General features: G+C 61.9%; 7 protein-coding genes and 1 pseudogene. 5 read left to right on the forward strand and 3 right to left on the reverse strand.

Translation table 11 applies throughout. The annotated features are described in order from the left end of the window. The 3 genes from HMPREF9538_RS33425 to HMPREF9538_RS04655 form a co-directional block, all read right to left on the reverse strand. Nucleotides 1-138: hypothetical protein (locus HMPREF9538_RS33425; RefSeq protein WP_009486064.1), on the reverse strand; the 138-nt coding region annotated here is incomplete at its 3' end. Beyond that, nucleotides 135-1169, reverse strand: coding sequence for an arginine N-succinyltransferase (astA, locus tag HMPREF9538_RS04660; RefSeq protein ID WP_009486065.1), 1035 nt, complete (start codon nucleotides 1167-1169; stop codon nucleotides 135-137). The genes astA and HMPREF9538_RS33425, both read right to left, overlap by 4 nt. Further along, entirely contained in the window at nucleotides 1166-2386 is a 1221-nt protein-coding gene (locus HMPREF9538_RS04655) for an aspartate aminotransferase family protein (RefSeq protein WP_002901489.1), read from the reverse strand. Before HMPREF9538_RS04655 ends, astA begins: the two co-directional genes overlap by 4 nt. 438 nt (nucleotides 2387-2824) lie before the next feature. On the opposite strand from HMPREF9538_RS04655, the gene xthA reads away from it, so the two are divergent. From xthA to HMPREF9538_RS04630, 5 genes and pseudogenes are all read left to right on the forward strand, one after another. Beyond that, the gene (xthA, locus tag HMPREF9538_RS04650; RefSeq protein WP_002901486.1) at nucleotides 2825-3631 is read left to right on the forward strand and encodes an exodeoxyribonuclease III; all 807 of its coding nucleotides are present in this window, start codon (nucleotides 2825-2827) and stop codon (nucleotides 3629-3631) included. A 213-nt stretch (nucleotides 3632-3844) separates the two neighbouring features. Beyond that, nucleotides 3845-4501 (forward strand): TVP38/TMEM64 family protein, encoded by a 657-nt coding sequence (locus tag HMPREF9538_RS04645; protein ID WP_004140389.1) that lies wholly within the window; start codon nucleotides 3845-3847, stop codon nucleotides 4499-4501. Further along, nucleotides 4488-5198 carry a TVP38/TMEM64 family protein gene (locus tag HMPREF9538_RS04640; protein WP_004151923.1) on the forward strand — a complete coding sequence of 237 codons (711 nt, stop codon included), beginning with the start codon at nucleotides 4488-4490 and terminating at the stop codon, nucleotides 5196-5198. The genes HMPREF9538_RS04645 and HMPREF9538_RS04640 overlap by 14 nt, the downstream gene beginning before the upstream one ends. Then, entirely contained in the window at nucleotides 5195-5755 is a 561-nt protein-coding gene (locus HMPREF9538_RS04635) for a carboxymuconolactone decarboxylase family protein (RefSeq protein WP_004209923.1), read from the forward strand. The genes HMPREF9538_RS04640 and HMPREF9538_RS04635 overlap by 4 nt, the downstream gene beginning before the upstream one ends. Before the next feature lie 2 nt (nucleotides 5756-5757). Then, nucleotides 5758-6841, forward strand: a pseudogene (locus HMPREF9538_RS04630) (ABC transporter substrate-binding protein); the annotation flags it as partial.

Here is a 6841-nt window from a genome sequence, read left to right on the forward strand (position 1 = left end):
CCCCCCCCCCCCCGCCTCGGCAACCTGCCCGGCATCCGCCGCCTCGCCCTGCCAGACAACCTTCAGGTTAACCGGATCCTGTTTACTGAAACCTGGCCCACGGCCGGGCCGCCACTCGCCGTTAATCCACAGACTCATGCAGTTTTCTCCTCAGGGATCAGGCGCACCATGCGCACCTGGTCGCCGGCATGACACTTCAGCATATCCAGTTCGCGGGCGCTGAGGGTCAGGGTGTCGCCATCCGGATCGGCATGCACCAGCAGAGCGCGGAACTGGTGATACTGTTCATTCGCCACCAGGCACAGCGGCCAGTCACCGGGCGGGGTTTCACCTGCCTCGGTAGTCACCAGACGGCTTTTGCGGATCGCCCGCACCCGGTCGATGTCGCACTCCAGAGTCGGGCCGCCGTCGAAAATATCGATGTAGTTCAGGTAGCGGAACCCCTCTTTCTCCAGCACCGTCCGGGCCGGGGCGGTCTGCGGATGAACCTTGCCGATCACCGCCTGTGCCTCAGGGGAAAGGAAATCGATATACAGCGGATGCTTGGGCATCAGGGCGGCAATGAAAGCCTTCTGTCCGGTGCCGCACAGGTAGTCGGCACGGGAAAACTCCATGGCGAAAAAGCGTTTGCCCAGGCTCTCCCAGAACGGCGAGTAGCCCTGCTCGTCAATCACCCCGCGCATCTCGGCGACCACCTTCTCATTGAAGCGCTCGCGAAAGGCGGCCATAAATAAGAAGCGTGATTTCGACAGCAGATAGCCATTGCCCTCTTTGCGCCACTGCGGGTCGAGGAACAGGGTGCACAGCTCGCTGCTGCCGGTATGATCGTTGCTGAGAAACAGCGTCGGCAGCGCCTGATAGACGTTGAGCTCCTTCGAGGCATGGACCTGGGTGCCGACCCGGTAGTTATACCAGGGATCGTTGAGCCCCACCGCCACCTCGATCGCGCAGATGCCCACCACCGCGCCGCTTTCGCTCTCCTCCAGCACAAAGACATAGCCCTGCTCGCTTTTCGGTAGCTCGCCGCGCCAGGTCTGCTGCGAGCGGGCGATCCGTGCCGCGAGGGTCGCTTCATCCACCGGCAGCGAGGTCAGCCCGCCGCCGGTCTCCGCTGCCAGCTTCATCAGCCCGGGCAAATCGCCCGGCTCCACCGGTCGAATAACCATCATGATGAGACTCCTGCCACGAAACGCGCGCAGGCCCGCTCGACGCGATCCAGCCCGCTGTTCACCTCTTCTTCACTGACGTTCAGCGCCGGCGCGAAACGCACCACGTTGGCGCCGGCGATCAGAATCATCACCCCCTCTTCCGCCGCCAGGTTACTGAGGGTTTTCGCCTTCCCGGCCCAGGCGTCGTTTAGCACGCAGCCGAGCAGCAGTCCCAGGCCGCGGATCTCCTTGAACAGGCCATAGCGAGCGTTAATTGCCTGCAGGCGTTCACAAAACCACTGATGGCGCTGTCTGACGCCGGAGAGCACTTCCGGGGTGTTGACGATCGACAGCAGTTCGCCGGCCACCGCCCCGGCCAGCGGGTTACCGCCGTAGGTGGTGCCGTGGGTGCCGACGGTCATCACGCTGGCGCAGGCCTCTGTCGCCAGCAGCGCGCCAATAGGGAAACCACCGCCCAGCGCTTTGGCGGTGGTCAGCACATCGGGCGTCACGCCGTAGTGCATATAGGCATACAGCTCGCCGGTGCGCCCGACCCCGGTCTGCACTTCATCGAAAATCAGCAGGGCGTTGTGCTGGTCGCAAAGCTGACGCAGGCCGCGTAAAAACTCGACGCTGGCCGGCACCACGCCCCCTTCGCCCTGCACCGGCTCGACGATCACCGCGCAGGTCTGGTCATTGATTAAGGCCTTTGCCGACTCGAGATCGTTAAATACGGCATGCTGGATCTGCGGCGGCAGCGGGGCGAAATCCCGGGAATAGGCCGGCTGACCGCCCGCCGAGACGGTGAACAGCGTCCGCCCGTGGAAAGCGTTCTGAAAGGCGACGATGCCACTTTTCTCGCTGCCAAAGCGATCGTGGGCATATTTACGCGCCAGCTTGAGCGCTGCCTCATTGGCCTCGGCGCCGGAGTTACAGAAGAAGACCCGGTCGGCGAAGGTAGCATCGATAAGCATTTTGGCCAGACGCAGGATCGGCTCATTGGTGTAGCCGTTGCCGGTATGCCAGAACTTGCCGGCCTGGTCGGTCAGGGCTTGCACCAGACGCGGATGGGCATGCCCCAGCGCGTTCACGGCGATGCCGCCGGCAAAATCGATATACTCTTTGCCCTGCTGATCCCACAGCCGTGACCCGGCGCCCCGCACCGGAATAAACGCCGCTGGCGCGTAGACCGGCATCATCCATTCATCAAAGTGGTTACGCGTAATTGACTGAGACATATCGACCTCTTCCGGTAAATTAAAAGTAGCAATAATGTTAATAAATATGAGTTATTACGCTGTAAATGTAGATTGCACGGTTCGTGCCAGCCAGCGATAAAAATGCATAAATCAGATGAGATAACGCAGAATCAATGAGTTACAGCTGAACGCTATTCACATAAAATGCATATTTAGTGAATAAGTATCCGACAAAGGGGGATAAACAGTGATTAAAGAAGATAAATTATGCAACGGTAAGATATAATTCTGTAATTGTGATCCTCTGCGAAATTTATCGTATCTATTTGCCCTTTTTTGGCGCGGCATGCCCGCAAAAGGGGCACCCACGGCACGCTCATGCGCAGCGATTGGCAGAATGACGCATCCGGTGGCAGCCAGCCTGGCGAATTTCTGCTACCATCCCTGCACTATTCACCTTGCACAGTGGCAGCGACTATGAAATTCGTCTCTTTTAATATCAACGGCCTGCGTGCCCGCCCACACCAACTGGCCGCCATCGTCGAAAAACACCAGCCGGACGTGATTGGCCTGCAGGAAACCAAAGTTCACGACGACATGTTCCCTCTCGAAGAGGTCGCCAGGCTCGGCTATAACGTCTTTTATCACGGGCAGAAAGGCCATTATGGCGTCGCGCTGCTGACCAAAGAGACGCCGATTGCCGTCCGCCGCGGTTTCCCGGACGATGGCGAAGAGGCTCAGCGCCGCATCATTATGGCGGAGATCCCGTCGCCCTTCGGCAACGTCACAGTGATTAACGGCTATTTCCCGCAGGGTGAAAGCCGCGATCATGAAACCAAATTCCCGGCCAAAGCGGCGTTCTATCAGAATCTGCAGAACTATCTGGAGACCGAGCTCAACAAAGAGAATCCGGTGCTGATCATGGGCGATATGAACATCAGTCCTACCGATCTGGACATCGGTATCGGTGAAGAGAACCGCAAACGCTGGCTGCGCACCGGCAAATGTTCCTTCCTGCCGGAAGAACGGGAATGGATGGACCGCCTGCTGGGCTGGGGCCTGGTGGATACCTGGCGTCAGGCTAACCCCGACAATCATGAGCATTTCTCGTGGTTTGATTACCGCTCCAAAGGCTTCGACGATAACCGTGGGCTGCGCATCGATCTGCTGCTGGCCAGCCAGCCTCTGGCGCAGCGCTGCGTGGAAACCGGGATCGATTACGAGATCCGCGGGATGGAAAAACCGTCCGACCACGCGCCGGTGTGGGCCACCTTCCGGCCATAATTCACGCCCTTCTCTCGCCTCCCGCTGTGCGGGGGGCAGAATTTCCTGAGCAAAATCAACAAAGCGACGGTAAACCATTGTGACGGTCGTCGGAACAGGATACTGTCGCGCGCACTTTTTGATGTCCACTGCGTCCAGACTGTACAGGAGCACCTCTCATGCAAAAGAAGCCGTCATCCGGCCATTGGTAAAGGGCTGGGACTTCTCGCGCTGGTGGCCACGCTGGCCGTTATCAGCCACCGCGTCGGTCTCCACGATCTGCTGACTCATCTGCATCTGCTTCAGGACACCCTCCGCCATCAGGGCGCCTGGGGATATCTGGTCTATGCTGCGCTGTTTATCATTGCCACCCTGTGTCTGATCCCCGGCAGCCTGCTGGTGATCGCCGGCGGGATGCTCTTCGGCCCGCTAACAGGCTCCCTGCTCTCGTTTGCCGCCGCCACCCTCGCCTCTTCGCTGTCGTTTTTAATCGCCCGCTGGCTTGGGCGCGATCTGCTGCAGCGCTATGTGGGCCATACCACCGTCTTTCAGGCGATTGAGCGCGGTATCGCCCGCAGCGGCTGCGATTTCCTGATCCTCACCCGCCTGGTGCCGCTCTTTCCCTACAATATTCAGAATTACGCCTACGGCCTGACGGCGATCCGCTTCTGGCCCTTTACCCTGATCTCGGCCGTGACCACCCTGCCGGGTCTGGTCATCTATTCGGTGATGGCCAGCGAACTGGCCCGCGAGGGGGTGACCCTCGCCTTCGCGCTAAAACTGAGCCTCGCCGGCGGGCTGCTGTTTGCCCTGGTGCAGATAGGCAAACGGTTTGCCCGCGCCCGTCGCGTGGCGGCGTGCAGTGAGGAGGTGCGCCATGACCCAACCTGATCGCCGTCACCTGCGCCGCGCCCGGCTGGCCCTTGCCGTCGTGGTCGCCGCCGCTCTGGCCGCCTGGCTGTGGTTCCCTGGCGGGCGTACCTTTCTGCAGCAGAGTCTGACGGCGTTAGCCTCCCTGGATCCGCAGCAGGTCAGAGGGTTTATCGCCGCCTGGGGGCCGCAGGCCGCGCTGGTCTCATTTGCGCTGATGATCCTCCAGGCGATCGTCGCTCCGCTGCCGGCTTTCCTGATTACCCTGGCGAACGCCGCCCTGTTCGGCGCCTTCTGGGGCGGGGCGCTGTCGTGGTTCAGCGCTATGGTCGGGGCCGGGCTCTGCTTCTGCATCGCCAGAGCGCTGGGGCGCGAAGTGGTGGAGAAACTCACCGGCCGCGCGGTGCTGCGCAGTGCCGACGGCTATTTCACCCGCTTTGGCCCGCAGACGATCCTGGTCTGCCGCCTGCTGCCGTTTGTCCCGTTTGACCCGGTCAGCTATGCCGCCGGACTAACCTCGCTGCGCTTCTGGCCCTTTATGCTGGCCACCGGCGTGGGCCAGCTCCCGGCGACTATCGTTTATTCCTGGGCCGGGAGTCTGCTCACCGGGGGCACCTTCTGGCTGGCCACCGGGCTTTCGCTGCTTTTTGCCCTGGCGGTGGTCATCTCTATCGCCAAAAATATTTACCGTGAACGTCATAAGAGATCGTCGCCATGAGCTTACCCCCGCTGGATTCTGTCCCCCTGATCCTTCGTCCGCAGGCGTGGCTGCACCGCCGGCATTACGGCCAGGTGCTGAGCCCCATTCGCTGGTGGGGTCGGATCCCGTGGCTGTTTTACCTGGTTTCGCTGTTCGTGGGCTATATTGAACGCCGCCGCTCGCCGCTGGATCCGGTGCTGCGCTCGCTGGTCAGCGCCCGCATCGCCCAGCTGTGCCACTGCGAATTCTGTATCGATATCACCAGCATGATCCTCGCGGCGCGGAGCGGTAGCCAGGACAAGCTGCTGGCGGTCGCCGACTGGCGCAGCAGTACGCTGTTCAGCGAAAAAGAGCGCCTGGCGCTGGCCTATGCCGAAGCCGCCACCCAGACGCCGCCGGCGGTGGATGATGCCCTGCGTAGCGCGATGGCCGCGCATTTTGACGCCCGGGCGCTCACCGAGCTGACCGCCCTGATCGGCCTGCAAAATTTATCAGCGCGGTTCAATGCCGCGATGGCGATCCCGGCTCAGGGGTTGTGCCAGATACCCACCTCTTCCTCGCAGAATAAGGAGTAACGATGCGCCGTTTGCGTGATTACAGCCTCTGTCTGTGCCTGCTGCTGCTCTGGCCGCTGGCGGTTAATGCCGACGACAGCTGGCGGCAGATTCAGACGGAAGCCCGCGGACAGACCGTCTGGTTTAACGCCTGGGGCGGCGATCCGGCCGTCAATCGCTATCTGGCGTGGGTCAGCGAAGAGGTCAAACGCTATTACGCAATCGACCTGCGTATTGTGCCTGTCGCCGACGCCGCCGACGCAGTGAAACGCATCCAGACCGAGGCGCAGGCCGGTCGTCGCCAGGGCGGGTCAGTGGATCTGCTGTGGATCAACGGCGAAAACTTTCGCACGCTTAAACAGGCCAACCTGCTGCTCACCGGCTGGGCCGAATCGCTGCCCAACTGGCGCTATGTCGATCTGCAAAAGCCGGTACGGGAAGATTTTTCTGTCGCCACCGAGGGCGCGGAGTCGCCGTGGGGCAGCGCCCAGCTGACGTTTATCGCCCGCCGCGGGCAAACGCCGCAGCCGCCCACCAGCCCGCAGGCGTTGCTGGCCTTCGCCAGAGCCCATCCGGGCAGCGTAACCTACCCGCGGCCGCCGGACTTCACCGGTACCGCCCTGCTGGAGCAACTGCTGATCGCGCTCACCGACCAGCCGGCCGCCCTGCGCCAGCCGCCGCAGACGGCGACCTTTGCGGCGGTCACCGCCCCGCTGTGGCGCTATCTCGATGCGCTGCACCCGGCCCTGTGGCGGGCGGGCAAGGATTTCCCGGCGTCGCCGGCACGGATGGATACCATGCTCAACAATGGCACCCTCCGCTTATCACTCACGTTTAACCCGCTGCACGCCCGGCAGAAAGCCGCCAGCGGCGAATTACCGACGGACAGCTACAGCTTCGGCTTTACCGCGGGGACCCTCGGCAACGTCCATTTCGTTACCATCCCGGCTAACGCCCGCGCTATCGCTGGCGCCAAAGTAGTGGCCAATTTCCTGCTCTCCCCTGAGGCGCAATTGCGCAAGGCCGATGCCGCCGTCTGGGGCGATCCGAGCGTACTGGATCCGCAGCGTCTGCCTGACGGCCAGCGCCAGGCGCTGGCGGCAGCCC

The sequence above is a fragment of the Klebsiella sp. MS 92-3 genome (assembly GCF_000195655.1).
Classification (GTDB): domain Bacteria; phylum Pseudomonadota; class Gammaproteobacteria; order Enterobacterales; family Enterobacteriaceae; genus Klebsiella; species Klebsiella pneumoniae.